25 protein-coding genes and 1 tRNA gene are annotated in these 21901 nt (G+C 68.2%); 5 read left to right on the forward strand and 21 right to left on the reverse strand.

Annotated elements, in window-relative coordinates; genetic code table 11:
- Window positions 1-3 precede the first annotated feature (3 nt).
- A complete protein-coding gene (locus PKE72_RS04650) occupies window positions 4-1452 on the reverse strand; it encodes a hypothetical protein (protein ID WP_271164221.1) in 1449 nt (482 codons plus the stop codon).
- Window positions 1453-1517: 65 nt separating this feature from the next.
- Window positions 1518-2507, reverse strand: a complete 990-nt coding sequence (locus PKE72_RS04655) for a helix-turn-helix transcriptional regulator (RefSeq protein WP_271164222.1) — start codon at window positions 2505-2507, stop codon at window positions 1518-1520.
- Between the two features lie 92 nt (window positions 2508-2599).
- On the opposite strand from PKE72_RS04655, the gene PKE72_RS04660 reads away from it, so the two are divergent.
- Window positions 2600-2824, forward strand: a complete 225-nt coding sequence (locus PKE72_RS04660) for a hypothetical protein (RefSeq protein ID WP_035307121.1) — start codon at window positions 2600-2602, stop codon at window positions 2822-2824.
- Window positions 2825-2826: 2 nt separating this feature from the next.
- On the opposite strand, the gene PKE72_RS04665 is transcribed toward PKE72_RS04660, so the two are convergent.
- The 11 genes from PKE72_RS04665 to PKE72_RS04715 form a co-directional block, all read right to left on the reverse strand.
- Window positions 2827-3936 (reverse strand): acyltransferase family protein, encoded by a 1110-nt coding sequence (locus PKE72_RS04665; RefSeq protein ID WP_271164223.1) that lies wholly within the window; start codon window positions 3934-3936, stop codon window positions 2827-2829.
- Between the two features lie 78 nt (window positions 3937-4014).
- Window positions 4015-4419, reverse strand: a complete 405-nt coding sequence (locus PKE72_RS04670; protein WP_271164224.1) for a DUF1801 domain-containing protein — start codon at window positions 4417-4419, stop codon at window positions 4015-4017.
- Between the two features lie 2 nt (window positions 4420-4421).
- Window positions 4422-4841, reverse strand: a complete 420-nt coding sequence (locus PKE72_RS04675) for a cupin domain-containing protein (protein ID WP_271164225.1) — start codon at window positions 4839-4841, stop codon at window positions 4422-4424.
- A 1-nt stretch (window position 4842) separates the two neighbouring features.
- Window positions 4843-5238, reverse strand: coding sequence for a hypothetical protein (locus tag PKE72_RS04680; protein WP_271164226.1), 396 nt, complete (start codon window positions 5236-5238; stop codon window positions 4843-4845).
- Window positions 5235-6656, reverse strand: coding sequence for an NAD(P)(+) transhydrogenase (Re/Si-specific) subunit beta (locus tag PKE72_RS04685; protein ID WP_271164227.1), 1422 nt, complete (start codon window positions 6654-6656; stop codon window positions 5235-5237). Before PKE72_RS04685 ends, PKE72_RS04680 begins: the two co-directional genes overlap by 4 nt.
- Window positions 6657-6669: 13 nt before the next feature.
- A complete protein-coding gene (locus tag PKE72_RS04690) occupies window positions 6670-6936 on the reverse strand; it encodes a hypothetical protein (RefSeq protein WP_271164228.1) in 267 nt (88 codons plus the stop codon).
- Window positions 6933-7268 carry an NAD(P) transhydrogenase subunit alpha part 2 gene (locus PKE72_RS04695; RefSeq protein ID WP_271164674.1) on the reverse strand — a complete coding sequence of 112 codons (336 nt, stop codon included), beginning with the start codon at window positions 7266-7268 and terminating at the stop codon, window positions 6933-6935. The genes PKE72_RS04690 and PKE72_RS04695 overlap by 4 nt, the downstream gene beginning before the upstream one ends.
- Window positions 7268-7480 (reverse strand): hypothetical protein, encoded by a 213-nt coding sequence (locus PKE72_RS04700; protein WP_271164229.1) that lies wholly within the window; start codon window positions 7478-7480, stop codon window positions 7268-7270. Before PKE72_RS04700 ends, PKE72_RS04695 begins: the two co-directional genes overlap by 1 nt.
- Window positions 7481-7503: 23 nt before the next feature.
- Window positions 7504-8637, reverse strand: coding sequence for a Re/Si-specific NAD(P)(+) transhydrogenase subunit alpha (locus PKE72_RS04705; RefSeq protein WP_271164230.1), 1134 nt, complete (start codon window positions 8635-8637; stop codon window positions 7504-7506).
- Window positions 8638-8881: 244 nt separating this feature from the next.
- Window positions 8882-9154 carry an aa3-type cytochrome c oxidase subunit IV gene (locus PKE72_RS04710; RefSeq protein ID WP_271164231.1) on the reverse strand — a complete coding sequence of 91 codons (273 nt, stop codon included), beginning with the start codon at window positions 9152-9154 and terminating at the stop codon, window positions 8882-8884.
- A 61-nt stretch (window positions 9155-9215) separates the two neighbouring features.
- Window positions 9216-11012, reverse strand: coding sequence for a M3 family oligoendopeptidase (locus tag PKE72_RS04715; protein ID WP_271164232.1), 1797 nt, complete (start codon window positions 11010-11012; stop codon window positions 9216-9218).
- 104 nt (window positions 11013-11116) lie between these two features.
- Here PKE72_RS04715 and PKE72_RS04720 point away from each other — a divergent pair, with 104 nt between their 5' ends.
- From PKE72_RS04720 to PKE72_RS04730, 3 genes are all read left to right on the forward strand, one after another.
- A complete protein-coding gene (locus PKE72_RS04720) occupies window positions 11117-11602 on the forward strand; it encodes a DUF1203 domain-containing protein (protein ID WP_271164233.1) in 486 nt (161 codons plus the stop codon).
- A 52-nt stretch (window positions 11603-11654) separates the two neighbouring features.
- Window positions 11655-13436, forward strand: coding sequence for a DUF4153 domain-containing protein (locus PKE72_RS04725; RefSeq protein WP_271164234.1), 1782 nt, complete (start codon window positions 11655-11657; stop codon window positions 13434-13436).
- Window positions 13437-13550: 114 nt separating this feature from the next.
- Window positions 13551-15002 (forward strand): sigma-54-dependent transcriptional regulator, encoded by a 1452-nt coding sequence (locus PKE72_RS04730; protein WP_271164235.1) that lies wholly within the window; start codon window positions 13551-13553, stop codon window positions 15000-15002.
- 2 nt (window positions 15003-15004) lie between these two features.
- Here the strand turns inward: PKE72_RS04730 and PKE72_RS04735 are convergent, their stop codons facing one another.
- The 5 genes from PKE72_RS04735 to PKE72_RS04755 form a co-directional block, all read right to left on the reverse strand.
- Window positions 15005-15502, reverse strand: coding sequence for a DUF805 domain-containing protein (locus tag PKE72_RS04735; RefSeq protein ID WP_271164236.1), 498 nt, complete (start codon window positions 15500-15502; stop codon window positions 15005-15007).
- 52 nt (window positions 15503-15554) lie between these two features.
- Window positions 15555-15938, reverse strand: coding sequence for a hypothetical protein (locus PKE72_RS04740; protein WP_373878067.1), 384 nt, complete (start codon window positions 15936-15938; stop codon window positions 15555-15557).
- Between the two features lie 12 nt (window positions 15939-15950).
- Window positions 15951-16226 (reverse strand): nucleoid-associated protein GapR, encoded by a 276-nt coding sequence (gapR, locus tag PKE72_RS04745; RefSeq protein WP_271164237.1) that lies wholly within the window; start codon window positions 16224-16226, stop codon window positions 15951-15953.
- A 159-nt stretch (window positions 16227-16385) separates the two neighbouring features.
- Window positions 16386-16511: a type B 50S ribosomal protein L36 gene (gene ykgO / locus PKE72_RS04750; protein ID WP_008263184.1), complete on the reverse strand. Its 126-nt coding sequence runs from the start codon at window positions 16509-16511 to the stop codon at window positions 16386-16388.
- Window positions 16512-16710: 199 nt separating this feature from the next.
- A tRNA-Ala gene (locus PKE72_RS04755) sits at window positions 16711-16787 on the reverse strand.
- Between the two features lie 182 nt (window positions 16788-16969).
- Between PKE72_RS04755 and PKE72_RS04760 the strand changes: the two genes are divergently transcribed.
- Window positions 16970-18247, forward strand: a complete 1278-nt coding sequence (locus PKE72_RS04760) for a lytic murein transglycosylase (RefSeq protein ID WP_271164238.1) — start codon at window positions 16970-16972, stop codon at window positions 18245-18247.
- 276 nt (window positions 18248-18523) lie between these two features.
- Here PKE72_RS04760 and tdh read toward each other — a convergent pair whose 3' ends face one another.
- The 3 genes from tdh to PKE72_RS04775 all read right to left on the reverse strand — a co-directional run bounded on the left by tdh (window position 18524) and on the right by PKE72_RS04775 (window position 21891).
- Window positions 18524-19576: an L-threonine 3-dehydrogenase gene (gene tdh, locus PKE72_RS04765; protein WP_271164239.1), complete on the reverse strand. Its 1053-nt coding sequence runs from the start codon at window positions 19574-19576 to the stop codon at window positions 18524-18526.
- Between the two features lie 167 nt (window positions 19577-19743).
- Window positions 19744-20934 (reverse strand): glycine C-acetyltransferase, encoded by a 1191-nt coding sequence (locus PKE72_RS04770; protein ID WP_271164240.1) that lies wholly within the window; start codon window positions 20932-20934, stop codon window positions 19744-19746.
- A gap of 42 nt (window positions 20935-20976) precedes the next feature.
- Entirely contained in the window at window positions 20977-21891 is a 915-nt protein-coding gene (locus tag PKE72_RS04775; RefSeq protein ID WP_271164241.1) for a DUF4232 domain-containing protein, read from the reverse strand.
- Window positions 21892-21901 lie beyond the last annotated feature (10 nt).

A 21901-nucleotide genomic window follows, 5' to 3' on the forward strand; every position in this document is an offset into this window, starting at 1 on the left:
ACGTCAGGTCAGGATCACTCGCCCGTCCTCCAGACGGAAGGCGACGCCGGTGCGCTGGAACAGGCGGGCGATGACGGCGGAAGGAGTGGCGGCGCCCTGGTCCAGCATGGTCGAGATATCGTTGGCCAGGGTGGGGTCGCGCGACAGGCGGGTCAGGGCGCCCAACCACTCATCGCGGCTCAAGACGCCGTCGTCATTGTCGCGGCGTTGGAAATCGGCGACCACATCGAAAAAGTCGCCCCCGCCCGCGCGTCGCTCCGCCGCCTCGATGACCAGGCCCCAGACGGCGCCGCAGGCGTAATAGGCGCGGTTGTCGCCCCGGTCGCCGGCCGAGGCCACGGGCTTGCCGGCCGCCAGGGTGACGCAGTCGTCCACCTCGCGCTGCAGTTCCGCGCGGTCGTCATAGGCGGGATCCATGGCCTTCAGGGCCCGCACCGCCATCAGGTCGGCCCCGCCCTCGGTGATCCAGGCCTCGCGGGCGTACTGGTATTTCAGCCCCTGCGAGCCCAGCCAGAAATGCGCCGCCTCATGGCCGATGAACCAGTGGGCGCGAGCCAGGGCCTGGGCGTCGGGGTCCAGCACCCCCTCCCCTTCGAAATTCATCGAAATCAGACCGGGCAGGACGCTGCCCCCCATGCTGGACAAGGCCTTGGTCGGGCCGGTCCAGCTGACCATCAAGGTCGGCGCCTCGCCCTGGGCCCGGCCCAGACGCTGGGCGTAATAGGCCATGACGCGCGGGGTGAAACCGGCCAGTTCATCGCCCAGCCAGCGCGGCAGGCCGGGGTCGATGACGGTGGTGATCCCGTCCCCCTGGCGCGTCGTGGCGTCACCGAACAGGACATAGGTCTGGGCGTCCACCGCCGTGACCTGAGACTGGCGCTCGCCCTTGAACAGCACGGGGCCGGCGCGGTCGCGCCAGGTCACGCTGGCCGGACCGCCGGGCACATCGACGCCATTCAGATCGCGCGGCAGGGCGCGGGCGGCGGCGGCGGACTCCAGAGGAATGACGTCGAACTGACCGGAAAACAGCGCCACCGTGCCGTCCGAGAACACCAGGGCCGGATCGTATTCTGCCTCCAGATCCCCGGCGCGCGGCGTCATGACGATACGGACGTCGCGCGGCACAGGCCCGCCGTCGGTCGAACGCAGCACGTCATAGTCGCCGATCCGCTCCAGCACGACGCCCGGCGTCTCCACCCGCCACCAATCCGGCCGCCAGGGCTGGCGGCTTTCGCGCAGCAGGGCCGAGCGGAAGAAGGCCCAGGCCGGGGCATCGCGATCCATCTGATAGTCGGCGGTCCACCGGTCGCCGTCGCGTTCGACGACGACAGCGACACGACCGTCCTCGGCCACGGCCGGGCCTTGAGGCCCGACGACGGCGGGCGAGGCGCAGGCCGTGACGGCCGAAAGGCCGATGAAGCCCGCGCAGATGAGGGCCGTCTTCAGACGCATGGAGCTCTCCGATAGGTCATGGCGGGCATAGCGACGAGCGGCGACAGCGTCACCTTAAGCCTTCGTCATCCGTGGGCCGCGTCCAGAGCGCGCCCGGCCGCCGCCAGTTCCCCGGCCATGACCGCCTTCAGCCGTTCGGGCGCCAGGATCACCGCCTGTTCGCCCCAGGTGAACAGGTGCCAGGCCAGTTCGCGCATGCCGGACGCCCGGAACCGCACGATCACGCCGCCGTCCGCCTGGTCCTCGAACGTCTGGGTCGGGTGCCAGCGCCAGCTCCGGGCCTCGGCCGCGCCTGCGGGGGCGATGCGCAGCACCACCTCCTCGATCTCGTCCTGATAGATGCCGAAGGACTGGCTGGCGAAGACGCCCAGATCGAAATCGGCGGGTGGGATCGCCACCCCGTCCTGCGGAGCGACGCTGCTCATCCGGTCCAGGCGGAAGGTCTGGATACGGCCGGTCTCGCGGTCGGCGGCGACCAGATAGTTGGCGCGGCCGAACATGACCCCGCACGGGGCGACGCTGCGGCGACGCGGTTCGGCGCCCGGTCGGGAATAGGTGAAGCCCAGCGGCTGTTGCGCCAGCACCGCCCCGCGAATGGCGGTCAACAGGCCTTCGTCCGCCGAGGGGCGCGGCCCGGCCTGGACGGCGATGGTCTCGGCCCGGACCAGGGCCTCCAGGTCCGGGGCCATCCGGTTCAGGGTGGTGGAGCGCATCGCCGCCTTCAGCTTGCGTTCCAGTCCCTCCAGCGCTGCCGCCCGCGCCGGTTCGCCCGCCGCGCGCAGGGCCGTGGCCGCCTTGGACAGTTCCAGCATCTCGGTGGCGGTGGGCGCCTGTTCGAAGGCCGACAGTCCGCCGCGGATGCGCCAGCGTTTGGACGGCGGGTCCGACACCTCCTCCACCGTCGGAAACAGCATGAAGACGGCGTCGCGCATCCGCTCGGCGGTGCGCCGGCTGACGCGCATGTCGCGCGCCATCTCATCCAGGGTCAGGCCCTCGGCGCTGGCGGCCAGCCGCCGCGCCAGGTCGATCACCATGGCCGCCTTGTCGTGTCTCACCGTCGCTCCTGAATGATACGTCCGTTTCTGACGCATCAGTGCGCCATAACACCATCATCGACAAGAGGCCGACCGCTTCAGGAGATCATCACATGGCTCGCTTCCAACCGAACACCGCCGTCAACGCCAACCGCTATCTGATCGTCCCGTGCGAGGCCGACGGATCGTCGGACCTGGCCGTCATCTGGGATCGGCTGGAGGAACAGGTGGTGGACGTCATCTCCGCCGCCGCCATCGCCCGCTATTCGGACGAGGACGCCCTGTGGGACGAAGCCCGGTCGGACCCGGCGGAAACGCCCTGGCTGATGGCGGCCTGAATTCAGGCGGCCTTGGGCTTGGTCCAGCGGTCGATCAGGCGCTGGGCCGGGCGTTCGACCCGATTGTGCGCGCAGACCGCGATCACGACGATGAAGCCGAACAGGCCCAGCGCGAACAGGTCGTTCAGCCAGACCGAGCCGAAATCGACGCGCCGCCCGCCCGGCAGCCAATCCAGCTTGCGCGCGATGATCAGCATCACGGTCAGGATGAACATGTGGACCATGTAGATGGAGAAGGACCAGCGTCCCAGGGTCACCAGGGCCGGATGGTCCAGCAGGCGCGACACGGCCCCGTCCTCGCCCGCGAACACCCAGACCAGGACGACGAAGACCAGGGTGACAGCCACAGTCACTGGCCCCTGGGCCCAGGCCACGAAAACGCAGACGGCGACGACCGCGGCGATCTCCAGCCCCGTGGCCGCAAGCCCCTTCAGGCGCGGGATATTCATCCACAGCCCCTGCAACAGACAGCCCAGGAAGAAGCCATAGACCGCGCGCGGCACGGCGAAATCATAGGTGGTGTTCATCCAGCGCCGGGCATAGCTGACCACCAGAACGCCCCCGACGATGGCCAGAACCAGGCCGATCCAGCGGAACCGCTTGGGCGCGACCAGCACCAGTCCGGCGAAGATCAGATAACAGGCCCATTCGGCGCTCAGCGTCCAGGACGGCCCGTTCCAGGTCAGATAGGGGTGGACGTGCCAGGCCTGAACCAGGGCCAGATTGGTGAAGATCGCCTCCACCGACCGGTCGCGCGTGAACGGCTCGGCCCCGTCGAAATGGAAGACGACTCGCGCCAGCTCCAGCCCGACATAGGCGGCCAGCATCAGCACGTGCATCGGCCAGATCCGCCCGAACCGCCGCACCATGAACCGCCCGGCGTCCGCCCCCGTCTTCAGCCGCTCGGCATAGGCGTGGGCGATGACGAAGCCCGACAGGACGAAGAAATAATCGACGAACAGATAGGCGTGCTGGATGAAGTCCCAGCTCCGCCAATGGCTGGCGACCGGCATGTGGAACATCACCACCAGAATGGCGCACACCCCGCGCAGGGAATCGAGCGCTTCGAAACGGCGATGGGCGACGAGGGCGGGTTTGGACAGAGCGTTCACGGATGCGTGATAGCGCTGGTCACGTTCGGGCGATAGGGGTTTCAGCGGTTGGCGAGACGATGGGCCGGACGGCTCTCTTCACCCCGGATGGCGGGCCCGGATCGCCCGCACGGATTGGTCGCACAGGTCGCGCAGCACCGCGCCGTCCAGCTGGTCCAATCGGTTGACGTAAATACAGCCCACGCCGGTCTTCACCCTGCCCAGCTTCGCCACCAAATCCTCCCGCCCTGGGAAGCCGGCGACATAGAGGACCAGGTTCGCCTTGCGCGGCGAGAAGCCGATCAGCGGCCAGTCGCCCGTCGGGCCGTCAGTATGGCCGAAGCCGACGATGGACGACCCCCACATCACCGCCGGCTCGCCGGTCGCCTCAGCCATCAGGGCGCACACGGCCCCGGCGTCGGCCCGTCGGCGCGGGTCCTCGACGGCGGCGATGAAGTCATCGACCGAGGCGTCGGTGGGTCGGGTCTTGGGTTCCTTTGCCATGATCACCCCTCCAGAGACGGCCCATCATCCGGCGCCAGCTCGAAACCGGCAAATTCGAACCCCGGCGCGACCGTGCATCCGACCAGGGTCCAGTCGCCCAGGCTGCGCGCCGCCTGCCACGCCCCGGTCGGAACCACCGCCTGCGGCCTCTGCCCCGCCGCCAGATCGACGCCCAGGGTCACGACGCCCTGCCCCTTGATCTCCAACGCCAGAGGCGCGCCCGCGTGGAAATGCCAGATCTCGGCCGCGTCCACCCTGTGCCAGTGCGACCGCTCGCCCGCCGCCAGCAGAAAATAGATCGCCGTCCCCACCGACCGCCCCTCGACCGTGCGTGGGTCGCGGAAGGTCTCGCGATAATGCCCGCCCTCGGGGTGGGGCTGGAGATCGAGCAGGCGGATGATGTCGGCGGCTGAAGTCCGCATATCAGTCAGCACGCATCCAGTGGTCATCACGATACACAAAGGCTCCGCCTGCGATCCAGGGCACGGACGCAAACCCCTTGGTCCAGCCATGCGCATACGCGTCATAGACGGCGCCGGTCCGCAAGGTCGCAGCAGGCGTCAACACGACGAAACCGGCAGGGGGCTCGCCATAGATGATCTGACCGAGACGGATGCAGTTCTTCCCTTCCGTCTCGATACTCCAGACTGCCTGACCGCGCGCGCCGTCTGCAAAGACATCCAGCCGATCGACACAAGCCCGCCGCTTTCCATCGAAGGCCACCACGGGCCGTTCCAACTCACCGGACACCCGCATGTCGAGCATGGCCGAACAACCGGCCAAAGCGAGCGCCGTCAGAAGGATCGAGCGCCGAATCACAGCCCCTTCACGATCCCCTCGACCATCTTCTTGGCGTCGGCGAACAGCATCATGGTGTTGTCGCGGAAGAACAGCTCGTTCTCGACGCCGGCATAGCCCGAGCCCATGCCGCGCTTGATGAACAGCACCGTCCCCGCCTTTTCCACGTCCAGGATCGGCATGCCGTAGATGGCGCTGGTCGGATCGGTCTTGGCGGCGGGGTTGGTGACGTCGTTGGCGCCGATGACGAAGGCGACGTCGGCGGTGGCGAACTCGGCGTTGATGTCCTCCAGCTCGAACACCTCGTCATAGGGGACGTTGGCCTCGGCCAGCAGGACGTTCATGTGGCCCGGCATCCGGCCGGCGACGGGGTGGATGGCGTATTTCACCTCGACCCCCTCCTCCTTCAGCTTGTCGGCCATTTCGCGCAGCGCATGCTGCGCCTGGGCCACGGCCATGCCGTAGCCAGGCACGATGATGACCTTCGACGCGTTCTTCATGATGAAGGCGGCGTCCTCGGCCGAGCCCTGTTTGACGGGCCGCGTCTCCTTGGCGCCGGCGGGACCGGCCGCGGCGTCCGCGCCGCCGAAGCCGCCCAGGATGACGCTGATGAAGCTGCGGTTCATGCCCTTGCACATGATGTAGCTGAGGATGGCGCCGGAACTGCCGACCAGGGCGCCGGTGATGATCAGGGCGATATTCTCCAGCGTGAAGCCCAGGGCCGCCGCCGCCCAGCCGGAATAGGAGTTCAGCATCGACACCACCACCGGCATGTCGGCGCCGCCGATGGGGACGATCAGGGTCGCGCCCAGCACCAGGGCGATCAGGAAGACGCCCCAGAAGGCCCAGGTCGCCGACCCGCCGGTGCCGATCAGAATGCCGATCAGGAAGACCAGGCCCAGGGCCAGGCCGACATTGATCAGGTGGCGCGCGGGCAGGATGATCGGCGACCCGCTCATGTTGCCGTTCAGCTTGGCGAAGGCGATGACCGAGCCGGTGAAGGTGATGGCGCCGATGGCGACGCCGAGCGACAGTTCGATGATCGACAGGGTTTTGATGCCCGTCCCGTCCTCGGACAGGATTCCGAAGGCCTCGGGCGCATAGACGGCGCCGATGGCGACCAGACAGGCGGCCATGCCGACCAGGCTGTGGAAGGCGGCGACCAGTTGCGGCATGTCGGTCATGGCCACGCGCCGCGCGATCAGAGCGCCGGCCCCGCCGCCGACCACCACCCCGCCCGCGATCAGGGCCAGGGTGACGGTGTCCAGCGCCCCGGTGGTCCCCAGGGTCAGCAGGGTCACGCCGATGGCCAGGGCCATGCCGATCATGCCGTAGGTATTGCCCCGACGGCTGGTCTCGGGGCTGGACAGGCCGCGCAGCGACAGGATGAACAGGACGCCCGAAACCAGATAGGCCAGTGCGGCCAAGGATGCGTTCATCACGCCCCTCCCCTCAAGACGTGCGCGCCAGCCGCCACAGGGCGGCGGCGATGAACAGCGGGCCGATGAAGAACAGGGCCCATTCGAAGACGCCCAACGGCCGGTCCTGGGTCACGACCCGGACCAGAATGGCCGAAAAGACAAAGGCGATGCCGCAGTCGTGCAGCCGCTGGCGCTTGATCGGAACCTTGGTCCCGAACCAGCCGTACAGCCACAGGCCGAACCCCAGGCCGGTGGCGATCCAGGAGCCGGTTATGGCGATCTGGGCGGGGTCGATCATGCGGCGCTCTTGGGAGCCGGCCGCTCCTTCTTCTTGTACATGGCCAGCATCCGCCGGGTGACCATGAAGCCGCCGAAGATGTTGACGCTGGCCAGAGTCACGGCCAGCACACCCGCGCCCTTGGCGATCCAGGCGCTGGGGCCGGTCGCATCGCCCGACACGGCCGCCGCCGCGATCAGGCCCCCGACGATGATGACGCTGGACACCGCATTGGTCACCGCCATCAGCGGCGTGTGCAGGGCCGGCGTCACGCTCCAGACGACATAATAGCCGACGAAGATGGCCAGGACGAAGATGGCCAGGCGGAAGACGGTAGGATCGACGTGTTCCATCATGCCCCTCTGAATTCGATACGTTCGTCGATGCTCAGCGCGACGATCAGAATGCCTGCAATCGCCATATTGACCAGCACCGCAGGGATTTCGTTCATAACGCTCAGGACCATGGTCCCCTGCGAATAGCGACGAGAAATGCCTAGGATAAGGACCAGCCCGATGTGGAACGCGGGTCCGACCAACAGCACGAGTAAGGCGAACTTCCTCAAGATATTTCTGGCTCTTGGCGAAATCATCCCCGCACCCCTTCATGCACCACGGCCCCGCCGTGCGTCACCACGGCCGCCTTCAGGATCTCATCCTCCAGATCGACCGCCAGCACCCCGTCCTTGATCATCAGCCCGACGAAGGCCGACAGGTTGCGGGCGTACAGGGCGCTGGCGTCGGCGGCGATGCGGCCCGGCAGGTTGGACCAGCCGACGATGGTGACGCCGTTCGCCGTTGTCACGACCTCGTTCAGCTTCGAGCCCTCGACATTGCCGCCCGCCTCGACCGCCAGATCGACGATGACCGAGCCCGGCTTCATCGAGGCCACATGGGCCGCCGTCAGCAGCACCGGCGCGGCGCGGCCGGGGATCAGGGCGGTGGTGATGACGATGTCCTGTTTGACCACATGGCTGGCGGTCAGTTCGGCCTGTTTGGCCTGGTACTCGGGCGACATCGGCTTGGCGTAGCCGCCGGCGGTCTGGGCGTTCTTGAACTCCTCGTCCTCGACGGCCAGGAATTTGGCGCCCAGGCTCTCGACCTGTTCCTTGGTGGCGGGACGAACGTCGGTGGCGGTGACGACGGCGCCCAGACGCCGCGCCGTGGCGATGGCCTGAAGCCCGGCGACGCCGACGCCCATGACGAAACATTTGGCGGCGGCGACCGTGCCGGCCGCCGTCATCATCATCGGGAACCCCTTGCCATAGGCATAGGCCGCCTCGATCACCGCCCGGTATCCGGCCAGATTGGCCTGGGACGACAGCACGTCCATGACCTGGGCGCGGGTGATGCGGGGCACGAACTCCATGGCGAAGGCGGTGGCGTTGGCGCCGGTCAGGGCCTCGACCGTGGCCTTGTCGCGCCAGGCGTCCAGCATGGCGACGACCACCGCGCCGGGCTTCAGGGCGCTGGTCTCCTGGGCCGTGGGGCCGCGCACCTTCAGCACGATGTCGGCGCCGTCCAGCACCGCGCGGGTGTCGGGCTTCACCGCCGCGCCGGCGGCGACATAGTCGGCGTCAGGAATGGAGGAGCCCAGGCCGGTCCCGGCCTCGACCGAGACGGTCGCGCCCAGGGCGATCAGCTTCTTGACCGTCTCGGGCGTGACGGCGCAGCGCGTCTCGCCTTCGCGACGTTCACGGGTGACGGCGATTGCGACAGCCAAGCGAATCCCCTTGTTCTTATATGGGACGCGAGACTAGGCGCCTTCCGAGCGCGGCGTCAAAGCAATCACTTTCGTCATTCCGGGCGAAGCGCAGCGGAGACCCGGAACCCAGCGGCGCCGAAGGCGAAATCCATCCGACGCAGGATGCTTGAACACCGAGTCCGCGACAGGTTCGCGCTCTCGCGCGCCGCTGGGTTACGGGTCTGCGGGCCAAGCGGCCCTCTGCCCGGAATGACGAAAGAAATCAGTGCCCGGCGTCGGCCTTGGGCTTCAAGGCGACGAAGCCCACGCCGCCCAGCACCACCGCGCCGATCAAGGCGGCCATGAAGCTGCCGCCCGGATGGAACCACAGGGTCAGGAAGACCAGCAGACAGGCCACGGCCAGCGAGCCCCACTTGGCCAGGTCCATGAACAGCTTGAAGGTCGCCGCCTGTTCATTGATCTGCATCCCGCCCCGGACATAGGCGGACGCGTCGGCGTCTGCTTCGGCGGTGGCGGGGTTTTGGGCCTTGGCCATGAGAGCTCCCTCAGTCTTATCGTTGGCGCGACTATAGCGCGGCTTCAGCCGGACGCTAGCCTCACCCCAACGCCTCGAACTGATCCACCAGCCGTTCCAGCCGCTTGCAGCCCACGCTCCAGAAGGCCGGATCGCGCGGGTTCAGGCCGAAGGGCTTCAGCGCCTCGACATAGGTCTTGGCCCCGCCCCCGGCCAGCAGGTCGCGGTACAGGGGGGTGAAGCCCGTCGGATCGGCCCGCCGCGCCTCCATCAGCGCCGCCACCAGCAGGTCGCCGAAGGCATAGGCGTAGACGTAGAAGGGCGAGTGGACGAAATGGCTGACATAGGCCCACCAGTGCTCGTATCCGGGGTTCAGCGTCACCGCCGGCCCCAGCGAGGCGCCCATTTCGGTCAGCCACAGCTCGTTGATCCGCTGTTGCGACACCTCGCCCTTCTGCCGCTCGTCATGGAATCGGGTCTCGAACCGGTGGAAGGCGATCTGGCGCACCACGGTGTTCAGCCCGTCCTCGATCCGTCCGGCCAGCAGGCCGCGCTGCTCGCGCTTGGGCGCCGTCGCCAGCAGACGGTCGAACGTCAGACCCTCGGCGAAGATGGAGGCGGTCTCGGCCAGGGTCAGGGGCGTATCGGCCAACAGGGTGCCCTGGTCCGCCGCCAAGGTCTGGTGCACCCCGTGGCCCAGTTCGTGGGCCAGGGTCAGGACATCGCGCCGCTCGCCCATCCAGTTCAGGAAGACATAGGGATGGCGGTCGGCGGTGACCGGATGGGCGTAGGCGCCCGACTGTTTGCCCGGCCGGGCGCGGCCGTCGATCCAGGGCTTGTCGAAGAAGCCGGCGGCGCGTTCGGCGAAGTCGCCGCCCAGGTCCGAGAAACTGTCCAACACGATCTCGCGCCCCTGGGTCCAGGTGAAGGCGCGCGGGGCGGTGGTCTCGATCGGGGCGTTGCGGTCCCAGTGGTCCAGCCGCGCCTTGCCCATGGCCTTGGCCTTCAGCGCATAATAGCGGTGCGACAGCTGCGGATAGGCGGCGGCGACGGCTTCGGCCATGGCGTCCACCGCCTCGCCGTCGACCTCATTGCCCAGGTGGCGGCCGTCGGCGGGCCGTTTGAAACCGCGCCAGCGATCCTCCATCGCCTTGTCGGCGGCGACCGTGTTCAGCACCAGGGCCAGGGTCGGGGCGCGGGCGGCCAAGGCCTCCGACAGGCCCTCGGCGGCCGCCCTGCGCCGCGCGGGCTTGGCGTCCGACAGCCGGTTCAGGGCCTCGGCCAGGGTCAGGCTTTCGTTGCCCGCCTTCGCGCGCAGGGCCGCCAGCTGTTCGTCGAACAGGCGCGGCCATTGGGCCGTGATCGGGCCGCGTTCGGCGATGAAGGTCTCCAGCTCGCTCGACAGTTCGTGCGGCTTCATCGCCCGCACCCGCCGCAGCCACGGCCGCCAGCGCGATGCGCCGGCGTGGGCGGTCAGCGCGGCCTCCAGGGCGGCGTCGTCGATCTGGTTGATCTCCAGCGTCAGCCAGACGGTCGGGGTGGCGATGGCGGTGATCTTCTCGCGCACATCGGCCTCGAACCCCTGCGCCCCCGCATCGTCGCGCGCCGTCGAGGCCGACAGGAAGGCGTAGGCGCCGAGCGCCCCCAGCACGTCCGACGCCTGTTCATACAGGCTGATCGCCCGATCCAGCGCGGCGCCCAGGGCTGCGGGGTCGCCGCCCTGCCCGGCCAGCCGGCCTTGCAGGCCGTTCATCTCGTCCACCAGGGCGCGGGCCCGGGCCAGGTCGGCGGCGATCCGGACGTCGTCGCGCGAACCATAGAGGTCGGTCAGGTCCCACAGCGGGGCTTCGATGTCGGGCGTCTTGAAGGGGGCGTTCATGCCTGCCTTTGTGGGGGCGCGGCGAGGCCGATGCAACGGCCGGAAGCCGCCAGACGACACGCGCGGATCGTCGCAAGCAGAGGACCTCACCCAGGAGATCCCGCATGACCTACCGTATCGAAGCCCTGCCGCTCGAGCCCTTCAAGTCCTATTTCGCCATGTCCGATAAAGACTTAGCCGCCGTCGGCGCACGCCGCTGGGTCGCCGACGCCCCCGGCCGCGCCCCCTGCCGGGTCAGTCTGCGCGACGCCGACGCGGGAGAGGCGCTGGTGCTGGTCAATCACGCCCATCTGACCGACTCGACCTCGCCCTACCGCGCCTCGGGACCGATCTTCGTGCGCGAGTCGGCGGTGGAACAGGCGCCGATCACCGGGCCGGCGCCGGAGATGCTGACCAAACGTCCGCTGTCGCTGCGCCTCTATGACCGGCGCAACATGATGCTGGAGGGGCTGGTGATCGACGGCGCAGACCTGGACGCGCGGCTGACCGAGGCGTTCGAGCATCCGGCGCTGGACCAGGTCCACATCCATTTCGCCCCGCGCGGCTGTTATCTGGCGCGCGCCTGCCGGATCGAGGCGACGCTTCCCTGAACACCCCCGCTTCGGTTAGATGGCGCGCCCAGGTCGGGCAAAAGGGCGCGCCATGACCACCGAAGCGGCGAATATTCTCGGCACGGGCTGGGGCGGGACCACGCCGGACGGCGACCGTCGCGGGATCGCCATCGTGCGGCTGACGGTCGGCCTGGTGCAGGGGATCGTCCTGTATCTGCTGCTGCGCGCCACCGAGGGCGACAGCGCCAGCTGGTCGCAACGCCATCCTGACCTGTTCGCCCCGGCCCTGCTGACCGCCCTGTTCCTGCCCGCCGTCCTGCTGTCCGGCGTCGGCAAGCTACGGCTCTGGGTCTATGTCGTCTGGAGCCTGATCGCGGGGGCGGCGCTGGCCTTCCTGGCCTGGCACGACATCGCCCGTCAGGCCGACGGCGCACGCGAGGCGACCTTCCCCCTGTTCGTCTTCGCCGCGGCGGCCCTGTTCATCGCCCACCACCTGATCGTGCCGGCCGACCGCGAGCGCCGGCTGGCGGCCTCCTATCCGGCCTATTTCGACGCCGCCTGGATGGCGGGGGTGCAGGGGGTGCTGTCCATCGGCTTCGCCGGCGCCTTCTGGCTGCTGCTTCTGCTTGGGGCGGCCCTGTTCAAGATCATCGGGCTGAGCTTCCTCAGCGACCTGCTGCAAGAGAGCTGGTTCTCCCTGCCGCTGACCGGCCTGGCCTTCGCCACGGCCGTGCATCTGACCGATGTGCGCGACGGCCTGATCCGGGGCGTGCGGACCGTAGCCCTGATGCTGTTGTCGTGGCTGCTGCTGGTGATCACCGTTCTGGTCGGCGGCTTCCTTGTGGCCCTGCCCTTCACCGGCCTCGACGGCCTGTGGGAGACGGGCAGCGCCACGGCCCTGGTCCTGTCGGCGGCCGCGGCCCTGATCGTGCTGATCAACACCGCTTATCAGGACGGCCGCCCCGACCACCGGCCCCCGGTCGTGCTGCGCTACGGGGTCCGGGTCGCCTCGGCCCTGATCGCGCCGCTAGTGGCCCTTGCCTTCTGGGGCTTGGCGCTGCGCATCGGCCAGCACGGGCTGACGCCGGATCGGATCATCGCCACGGCCTGCGCGGTCGTCGGCGCGGTCTATGGCCTGGGCTATCTGTTCGCCGCCGTGCGTCCCGGCCCCTGGATGAAGCCGCTGGAGCCGACCAACATCCTCGCCGCCGTCCTGTCGGTCGCGGTCATCCTGGCCCTGTTCAGCCCCCTGGCCGACCCGGCGCGGCTGTCGGCGGCGGATCAGGTCGCCCGGCTGGAACGCGGCGCCGTAGCGGCCAAGGATTTCGACTACGAGTTCCTTCGCTTCGACAGCGGCAAGGCGGGGCTCGCGGCCCTGGACCGGCTGACACGGTCGTCGGACCCACAGATCGCCGAACTGGCGCGCGCCGCCAAGGCCCGTGAGGAACGGTCGGGCTATTCGGTGGAGGACCGAGCCGCGCGGGTGGCGGGTATCCGGATCCAGCCCATCGCGGGCCAGACGGCGCCGCCCAGCTTCACGGCCCAGCTGGGTCGCCAGGACGCCCTGATGTACGCTTGCACCGTCGGCAATCCCTGCCAGCTGCGCAATCTCGATCTGGACGGCGACGGCCGGGTCGAGGTTCTGCTGGCGAACTCCAGCGCGATTTTGGCCTTCGCCCAGGACGCCCAGGGGCAATGGTCGCAAAGCGGAACCTATGTCGCCGCCTGCGCGCCTCCATCGCCCGATGAACTGGCGAAGGCTTTCGCAGAGACCTTCGCCGTCGTCCCCGCCCGCCTGCCGGACCTGGTCGTGGGCGATCAGAGACTGCAGGCTCAACCGCAGATCAGCTGCCCGCCGCCGACGTCCCGTTAACCCCCCGCTCACCACGCCCTCTCACCCGATTTTCACCTCGTCCCCCTAGAAATCGTCCCGAAACGGGCCAGTCCGATCCACGGGCGGCCCCTCGGTGATGACAAGGGACGCCCCATGGCCAAGACCGTTCTGGTGGTCGACGACGATCCGACCCAGCGCCGCCTGTTGCAGGCCGTGCTCGAACGCGACGGTCACGCCGTGGTCCATGCGGCCGGCGGCGGCGAGGCGATCGACCGGATGACGCGCGGCGGCGGCGCCGATGTCATCCTGCTGGACATGGTCATGCCCGAGATGTCGGGTCTGGAGTGCCTGGCCGAGCTGCGCAGCGCGGGCTTGACCACCCCGGTCATCGTGCTCACGGCCAACGGCGGCATCGACACCGTGGTCAAGGCCATGCAGGCCGGCGCCCAGGACTTCTTCGTCAAGCCGGTCGGGCCGGAACGCCTGCTGGTCGGGGTGCGCAACGCCCTGAAGCTGGAGCAACTGACCACCGAGGTCGGCCGCCTGACCAAACGGGCCCAGGGCCGCGCCTGCTTCGACGACATCATCGGCGACAGCGCCCCCATGCGGATGGTCAAGGCCTTCGGCGCCCGCGCGGCCAAGTCCTCCATCCCCGTCCTGATCACCGGCGAGAGCGGCGTCGGCAAGGAGGTCATCGCCCGCGCCCTGCACGGCGCCAGCGACCGGGCCGGCAAGCCCTTCGTCGCCGTCAACTGCGGCGCCCTGCCCGCCAATCTGGCGGAATCCATCCTGTTCGGTCACGAGAAGGGCGCCTTCACCGGCGCGGTCGACAAGACCCTGGGCAAGTTCCGCGAGGCGGACGGCGGCACCCTGTTCCTGGACGAGATCGGCGAACTGCCGCTGGACCTGCAGGTCAAGCTGCTGCGCGCCCTGCAGGAGAGCGAGATCGACCCCGTCGGCGGCAAACGCCCGGTCAAGATCGACGTCCGCATCGTCTCGGCCACCAATCGCGACCCCGCGCAACAGGTCAAGGACGGCGCCTTCCGCGAGGATCTCTTCTACCGGCTGAACGTCTTCCCGATCGAGGCCCCGTCCCTACGCGACCGTCGCGAGGACATTCCGGCCCTGGTCGATCATTTCATCGCCCGGTTCAACGCCGAGGAAGGCAAGCGGATCATGGGCTGCGCGCCCGAGACCCTGGCCATGCTCCAGGCCTTCGACTGGCCCGGCAATGTGCGCCAGCTCGAAAACGCCGTGTTCCGCGCCATCGTCCTGGCCGACTCGCCCTTCCTGCAGCCCTATGATTTCCCGTCCATCTCGGGCGTGACGGCGCCCATGCCGGACACGACCGCCGCCGCCCCGGCCCAAGCCGCCCCGGCCTACACGGACCTGCCGCCCCTGCCGGAACAGCCGATCCGCATCCTGGACGACCGCGGCCACCTGCGGACGCTGGAAGACATCGAACGCGACCTGATCCAGCACGCCATCGAGGTCTACGCCGGCCACATGAGCGAAATCGCCCGCCGCCTCGGCATCGGCCGCTCCACCCTGTACCGCAAGGTCCGCGAACAGGGGCTGGAGGGGCAACTGAAAGAGGCGGGGTGAGCCTAGTTTGACGGCGAACCGTACCGGTTCGCCGTCTTTGCACCGTCGAGCAGCAACAGCACGACCAACCCGATAAGGCTGGCGATATAGAGCAGGTTGTTCAGGAACAGTCCGAAGAACAGCGCCATCGGCGGGTTCGCATCATTGAGGACGCGGTTCATCAGAACCGGGAACAGCGTCAGCCCGATCAGCAAGAAGACGACGGGCGGAAGCCCCCAGTAGCCTGGCCTGCCCGTGTCATGCAGCCGCCGCGTCACCGCCGCTGCGAGCAGCGCGGCGGCCGCCAGGACCACCCCGCCTACCCCGCCTATCATCAGGGGAATGTTCGGCATATCGGCCGTCCCCGTGAGCAGGCCCATCATCGCCAGGTTCATCGCCACGGCGATCCCGATGAAGGCCAGAAGGAAAACTAGAATGGCGTAAGGCCAGAACAGCCGTCGCCCGTCGCGCCCGGCGAAGTCGCCCAGTTTCGACAAGCTTCTCGGTATGGCGTTCAGCATGAGATCGTCCCCCTCGGCGAAACCTAACGTCGTCCGTCGTTGAAGACCACGGTCATTCTGACGGCTTTGGCTTCCTCCCCCACCGTCGTTTCGACTCCTCCCCCTTCGCCTTGGCGGTGATCTCCTTCAGCTTGCGGCCCTGCATGGCCGACAGGGCCTGACCGGGCGCGCCCTTTTCGGGGTCGGCGAAGGCGCGGCCGTGGGTCTTGACCCGCTCGCCGACCGAATCGAGGAACTCCCCCTCCCATTCGGACAGAGAAACGCCCGCCTTCTCTGCCGAGCGGCGGGCGCGTTTCAAGGCGTTGAGCGCGGCGCGTTTCGCCGCTTCGCGCTGGATTTCAAACGGGCTGGGCGGAGCCTTCTTGGGCCCGCTACCGCCCTTCGGGCTGCTTGAGCGGGAAAGGCCGCCGCCTGGCTTGAAGGGGGTGCGCTTCAAGCCGGGTCAGCCTCAGATCTCGCCCAGGGCCGACATATAGAGGTCCAGGATGGCGTCCTCTTCCTGGCGCTTGGCCTTGTCCTGCTTGCGGATGCGGATGACCTTGCGCAGGATCTTGACGTCATAGCCCTCGCCCTTGGCCTCGGCGAAGACCTCCTTCATGTCGGTCATGACGGCCTGCTTGTCTTCCTCGAGGCGCTCCAGGCGCTCGATGATGGTGCGCAGCCGGCCCTGGGCCGTCGCGGTGAGAACGTCGGGACCACCGTCGAACGAGGCGTCGTCAGCCATGGGGGAATACTCCAGAAATCAGGCGCGGACGCTAACCATGCCGCAAGGCGCGACTCAACCGCGAACACGAAAAAGGCCGCGGACAAAGCCCGCAGCCTGTGGATCGTCAGCAAAACACGACGTGCGCACGCCGCCGAAGCGGCGCGCAACGAACGCAGCTTAGCCCTGCTTCGCCTTGAAGCGCGGGTCGGTCTTGTTGATGACGAAGACGACGCCCTTGCGACGCACGACCTTGCAGTCGCGGTGACGGGTCTTCAGGGACTTGAGCGAGCTGCGGACCTTCATGGTCGGACGTCCTGAGAGAAGCCAATAAGAAAGCCGCTGATCCGGGCGGATCGCGGCGGAGGCGGTCGTATAGAGAGCGGTCTTCCGAAGGTCAACCCGCTACAGGCCAAAACCCTACAAAAGCCAATCCCTGCCTGCCCGGCGGTCACTTCCCCACCCCGTGCTCAAGTAGCGCGAAGCGCGATAGCACCAAAAATAATGGAGGCCTGACCTCCGAGTCGAACGGAGGGTTTCCGGGGTTGCACGCCCGTTGCGTCGCCACTCCGCCATCAGGCCGTCAGAGCACCCTGCGCCAATACGCCGCAGTGCGTTAGCGCGTCGATGAAATTGAGGGTTAACGACGTCAATGGGGGAGTTTGCGGCAACGCTTTCGCCCCACAGGCGCTTTGGTGGCGCGTGAAGCCCATTCGCGCGTATGTCATTTCACCTATGGGCTCCGGGGCTGTAGTCTGAATCTCATGCGCTTTTCCTATCGCCTGCTCCTGATCGTCTCGGTCGCCGCCTGTGCGCCGATGTTGCCGGAACCGCCCGTCAGCCTGCCGACGCCGCAGCCCGCCCCCGCCCCGCCGGTGGTCGTCCCGACCCCGACGCCCCAGACGCCGCCGCTGAGCGCCTATGACCAGCAAGGGTTCGAGGGCTGGAAACAGACCTTCCTGGCGCGCAAGGGCGGCGCCCGACGCGCCGACTACGAACGCGAACTGGCTGGACTGACCCCCGACGCCTCGGTCGTGCGGCTGGACCGCAACCAGCCCGAATTCTCCAAGCCCGCCGGCGCCTATATCCAGAACGCCGTCACCGCCTCGCGAATCGCCCAGGCCAAACAGCGGATAGACCGCGTGCCGTGGCCGGTGGTTCAGCGGTTCGGCGTGCCGTCCGAGATTCTGGTCGGGGTCTGGGCCCAGGAAAGCGCCTTCGGTCAGGTGCAGGGCGACTATGACGTGATCCGCTCGCTGGCGACCCTGGCCTATGACGGCCGCCGCCGCGACTGGGCCGAGGCCCAGCTGAAGGACGCGCTGGATATTGTCGTCGACGGCCGCCGTGAACGCGCTGGCCTGAAGGGAAGCTGGGCCGGGGCCATGGGCCAGACCCAGTTCATGCCCGACAACTATCTGCGTCTGGGCGTCGATCAGGACGGCGACGGCAAGGTCGACATCTGGAACGACGACGCCGACGCCCTGGCCTCCGCCGCCAATCTGCTGGCCCAGGCCGGCTGGAAGCGCGGCCAGGGCTGGGGGTACGAAGTCGTCCTGCCCGCCGGCTTCAACTATGCCGAAGCCGAAGGCCCCAAGCACAACTGGGCCTATTGGGCGGCCAAGGGCGTTCGCCTGGCCCAGGGCGGCACGCCGACCGGCGCCGAGGCGGTCGAGGACGCGACCATCCTGCTGCCCCAGGGCGCCAACGGCCCGGCCTTCCTGGCCCTGCCGAACCATTATGTGATCCGCCGCTACAACAACTCGGTCAGCTACGCCCTGGCCATCGGCCTGACGGCGGACGGGATCATGGGCAAGCCGGGCCTGACCAAGGCCTGGCCCAACGACGCCTCCATGTCGCGCGAACAGCGGATCGGCGCCCAGGCGGCCCTGACGCAACTGGGCTATGACACCCAAGGCGTGGACGGGGTTATCGGCTCCAACACCCGAGCGGCGCTGCGCCGCTGGCAGCAGGCCAACGGCCGCATCGCCGACGGCTATCTGACCGCCGCCCTCGCCGACGAACTGATCCGCAAGACGAACTGAGGGGCCGCCGGTCTTCCTTTCGTCATTCCGGGCGAAGCGCAGCGGAGACCCGGAACCCAGCGGCGCCGAAGGCGAAATCTATCCGCCCCACACTGTTGGACACCTGGTCCGCGACAGGTTCGCGCTCTCGCGCGCCGCTGGGTTCCGGGTCTGCGGGCCAAGCGGCCCTTCGCCCGGAATGACGAAAGATGGGGCACAGCGGATCCGTCAAGCGCAGTCAGCCATGGACGTCCGTCCTAAACGGACAGGGTCAGCGAGTGGGGAAACGACTTCCCCTCAGGCCGCCTTGTCCCAGTTCAGCACCACCTTGCCCGACTGGCCCGACTTCATCGCCTCGAAGCCTTCGCGATAGTCGGCATAGTCCAGCCGGTGGGTGATCAGCGGCTGCAGGTCCAGACCGGCCTTCAGCAGACCCAGCATCTTGCGCCAGGTGGTGAACATCTCGCGACCATAGACGCCCTTGATGGTCAGGGCCTTCAGGATGATCGCGCCCCAGTCGGTCTCCATCGGCTTGCTGGGAATGCCCAGCATGGCCATGCCGCCGCCCATGATCAGGGTGTCGACGCACTGTTTGAAGGCGATGGGCGAACCTGACATCTCCAGCGCCACATCGAACCCGACCTTCAGGCCCAGCTCCTTCATGACGTCGTGGATGTCTTCCTTGGTCGTGTTCACGGTGCGCACACCCGGCGCCACCTTCTGCGCCAGCTCCAGCCGGAAGTCGTTGATGTCGGTCAGAACCACGGTGCGCGCCCCGGCGTGGCGGGCCACGGCGGCGGCCATCATGCCGATGGGGCCGGCGCCGGTGACCAGGACGTCCTCGCCCAGCAGGTCGAACTGCTGCGCCGTGTGCACCGCATTGCCGAAAGGATCCAAGATCGAGCCGATCTCATAGGGCACGTCGTCCGGCAGTTCGATCACGTTGAAGGCCGGGGCCACCACGAACTCGGCGAAGGCGCCCTGGCGGTTTACGCCGATGCCGCGCGTCTTGGGGTCCAGGTGGAAATGACCGGCGCGGGCCGCTTCGGAGTTCAGGTCGATGACATGCCCCTCGGCCGAGACGCGCTGGCCGATCTTCAGCGGGCGATCCACATCCTTGCCGATGGCGACAATCTCGCCGGCGAACTCGTGGCCGGTGATCATCGGCGTCGGGACGTTCTTCTGGGACCACTCGTCCCAGTTCCAGATGTGGATGTCGGTGCCGCAGACGGCGGTGCGGTGCACCCGGATCAGCACATCCTCCGGCCCCGCCTCGGGGATCGGCGCGTCGATCAGTTCCAGGCCGACGCCCGGTGCGGTCTTGGCCAGGGCTTTCATCGATTCAGCCATAACGGCGTCTCCTAAAAACTCTAAGATCGTCATCCTCGGGCTTGTCCCGAGGATCCATACTCCCGGTTTTAGCCGGTGCGCACCGTCCTCGACGGAGTCTATGGATCCTCGGGACAAGCCCGAGGATGACGGGAATAATGTGGCTCCGAGCGTGACGGAGCAAAGGGTCAGATAACCCCCAGTTCCCGGCCCGCCTGCGTAAACGCCGCCACCGTCCGGTCGATCTGTTCGAACGAATGCGCCGCCGACATCTGGGTGCGGATACGGGCCTGGCCACGCGGCACGACGGGGAACGAAAACCCGATCACATAGACGCCCAGCTCCAGCGCCCGCGCCGCGAAATCCTGCGCCAGTTTGGCGTCGCCCAGCATGACCGGAATGATCGGATGCTCGCCGTCCAGCAGGGTGAAGCCCGCGTCCGCCATGGCGTTGCGATAGCGATGGGCGTTGGCCGACAGCCGGGTGCGAAGCGCGTCGCCCTCAGACCCTTGCGCGATATGGATCGCCTCCAACGACGACCCACACACCGCCGGCGCCAGGGCGTTCGAGAACAGATAGGGCCGCGCCCGTTGTTTCAGCAGTTCGACCACCGACTTCTTCGCACAGATGAAGCCGCCCATGGCGCCGCCCAGGGCCTTGCCGAAGGTGCCGGTGACGAAGTCCACCTCGACACCGTGGTGTGCGAAGGAGCCCTTACCCTGCGGGCCCAGGAAGCCGGTGGCGTGACAGTCATCGACCATGATCAAGGCGTCGTACTTGTCCGCCAGCGTTCGGATCTCATCCAGCTTGGCGATATAGCCGTCCATCGAGAAGGCGCCGTCGGTGGCGATGATGATGTCGCGGGCCCCGGCCTCGCGGGCTTCTTTCAGCCGGGTCTCCAGCTCGTCCATGTCGGAGTTGGCGAACCGGTAGCGTTTGGCCTTGCACAGCCGCACCCCGTCGATGATCGAGGCGTGGTTCAGGCTGTCGGAAACGATGGCGTCGTTCTCGCCCAGCAGGGGTTCGAACAGGCCGCCGTTGGCGTCGAAGGCGGCGGCGAACAGGATGGCGTCCTCGAAACCGAGATAGCCGGCGATGGCGGCCTCAAGCTCCTTGTGGATCTCCAGGGTGCCGCAGATGAAGCGAACCGAGGCCGTGCCTGCGCCCCACGTCTGCTGCGCGGCGATCCCGGCCTGGACGACGCGCTCGTCGCCCGCCAGGCCCAGATAGTTGTTGGCGCAGAAGTTCAGCACGTCGCGGCCGGCGACCTGGATCACCGGTCCTTGGCGCGAGGCGATGATGCGTTCGGGCTTGGTCAGGCCCTGGGCGTCGATCTCGGTCAGTTCGCCGGCGACGCGGTCGTAGAAGCTCTGGGTCATGAGCCGCGACCTACGCCGATTTCGACCGGGTTTCCACCCGTCTTAGGTCGCCATCTCGGGATCGGCCTCGGACCGGATCGGGCTGACGCGGACCTTGCCGCCGCAGGGCTGGAAGGCGAAGGCCAGGCTGACCGCCGCCGTATCGTTCGGCGCCGTGGCTCTTAGGGTCGCCGCGCTCGGACACGCCTTCTGCATCGTCTCGTCGGGCACGACGCTCCACGCCATCTCGAAATAGGCCTTGGACCGGGGCGCCAGCTCCACCGGCGTCGGCGCCTGGCCCTGACGGAAATAGCTGCCGGGGCTCTGGTCGGCGCGGATCGAGGTCAGCGGCCGCCCCTGCCCGTCCAGCAAGGTCACGCCCGGATAGCCGGTCAGGCTGCAGGCCTGGGCGCCGAGATTCTGGAGGCTGAAGTTGCGCACCCGATTGCCCGCCCCGGCGTCGCCGCCCTCGGCCGCCAATTTCAGCTGCGGCCCCTTGCACGGCGTCGATGCGGGCAGGACGCCGCCCGGCGCCGGCGTAGTCGTCTGGCCCGGCAGGACTTGCGGAACCGGCGAGACGGGCGCCGCAGTCGCCACCGGCCGCGCGCATTGTTCCAGCACCGCCACCCCGACCTCCTCGTTGGGGCCAAGCCGGCTCAGGGTCGCGCGCTCCTGACCGTCGCGCGGCGCGGTCCACCATTCGACGCCCGAGCCGACATAACGAGCGCCGCTGGCCGCCTCGACCGAGCGCAGATCATAGGTCTGCCCCTTGTAGGCCAGCTGCGCCGTCGCCGTGTCGGGATACCGCGCCTCGACCATCGCCCCGCTCTCGCAGGCGTAGCCGACGGCCGGAGCGGTCGACGCGGGCGCCGGCTGGGGCTCGACCGGAGCGGTCGGCTGCTCCGGCTCCGCTTGCTGACAGGCGGAGACCCCCGTCAGGGCGGCGATGGCGACGAAGGCGGTCAGGCGGCGCATCATGGTCAGGTCT

The organism is Brevundimonas intermedia (assembly GCF_027922165.1).
GTDB classification, from domain to species: Bacteria; Pseudomonadota; Alphaproteobacteria; order Caulobacterales; family Caulobacteraceae; genus Brevundimonas; species Brevundimonas intermedia.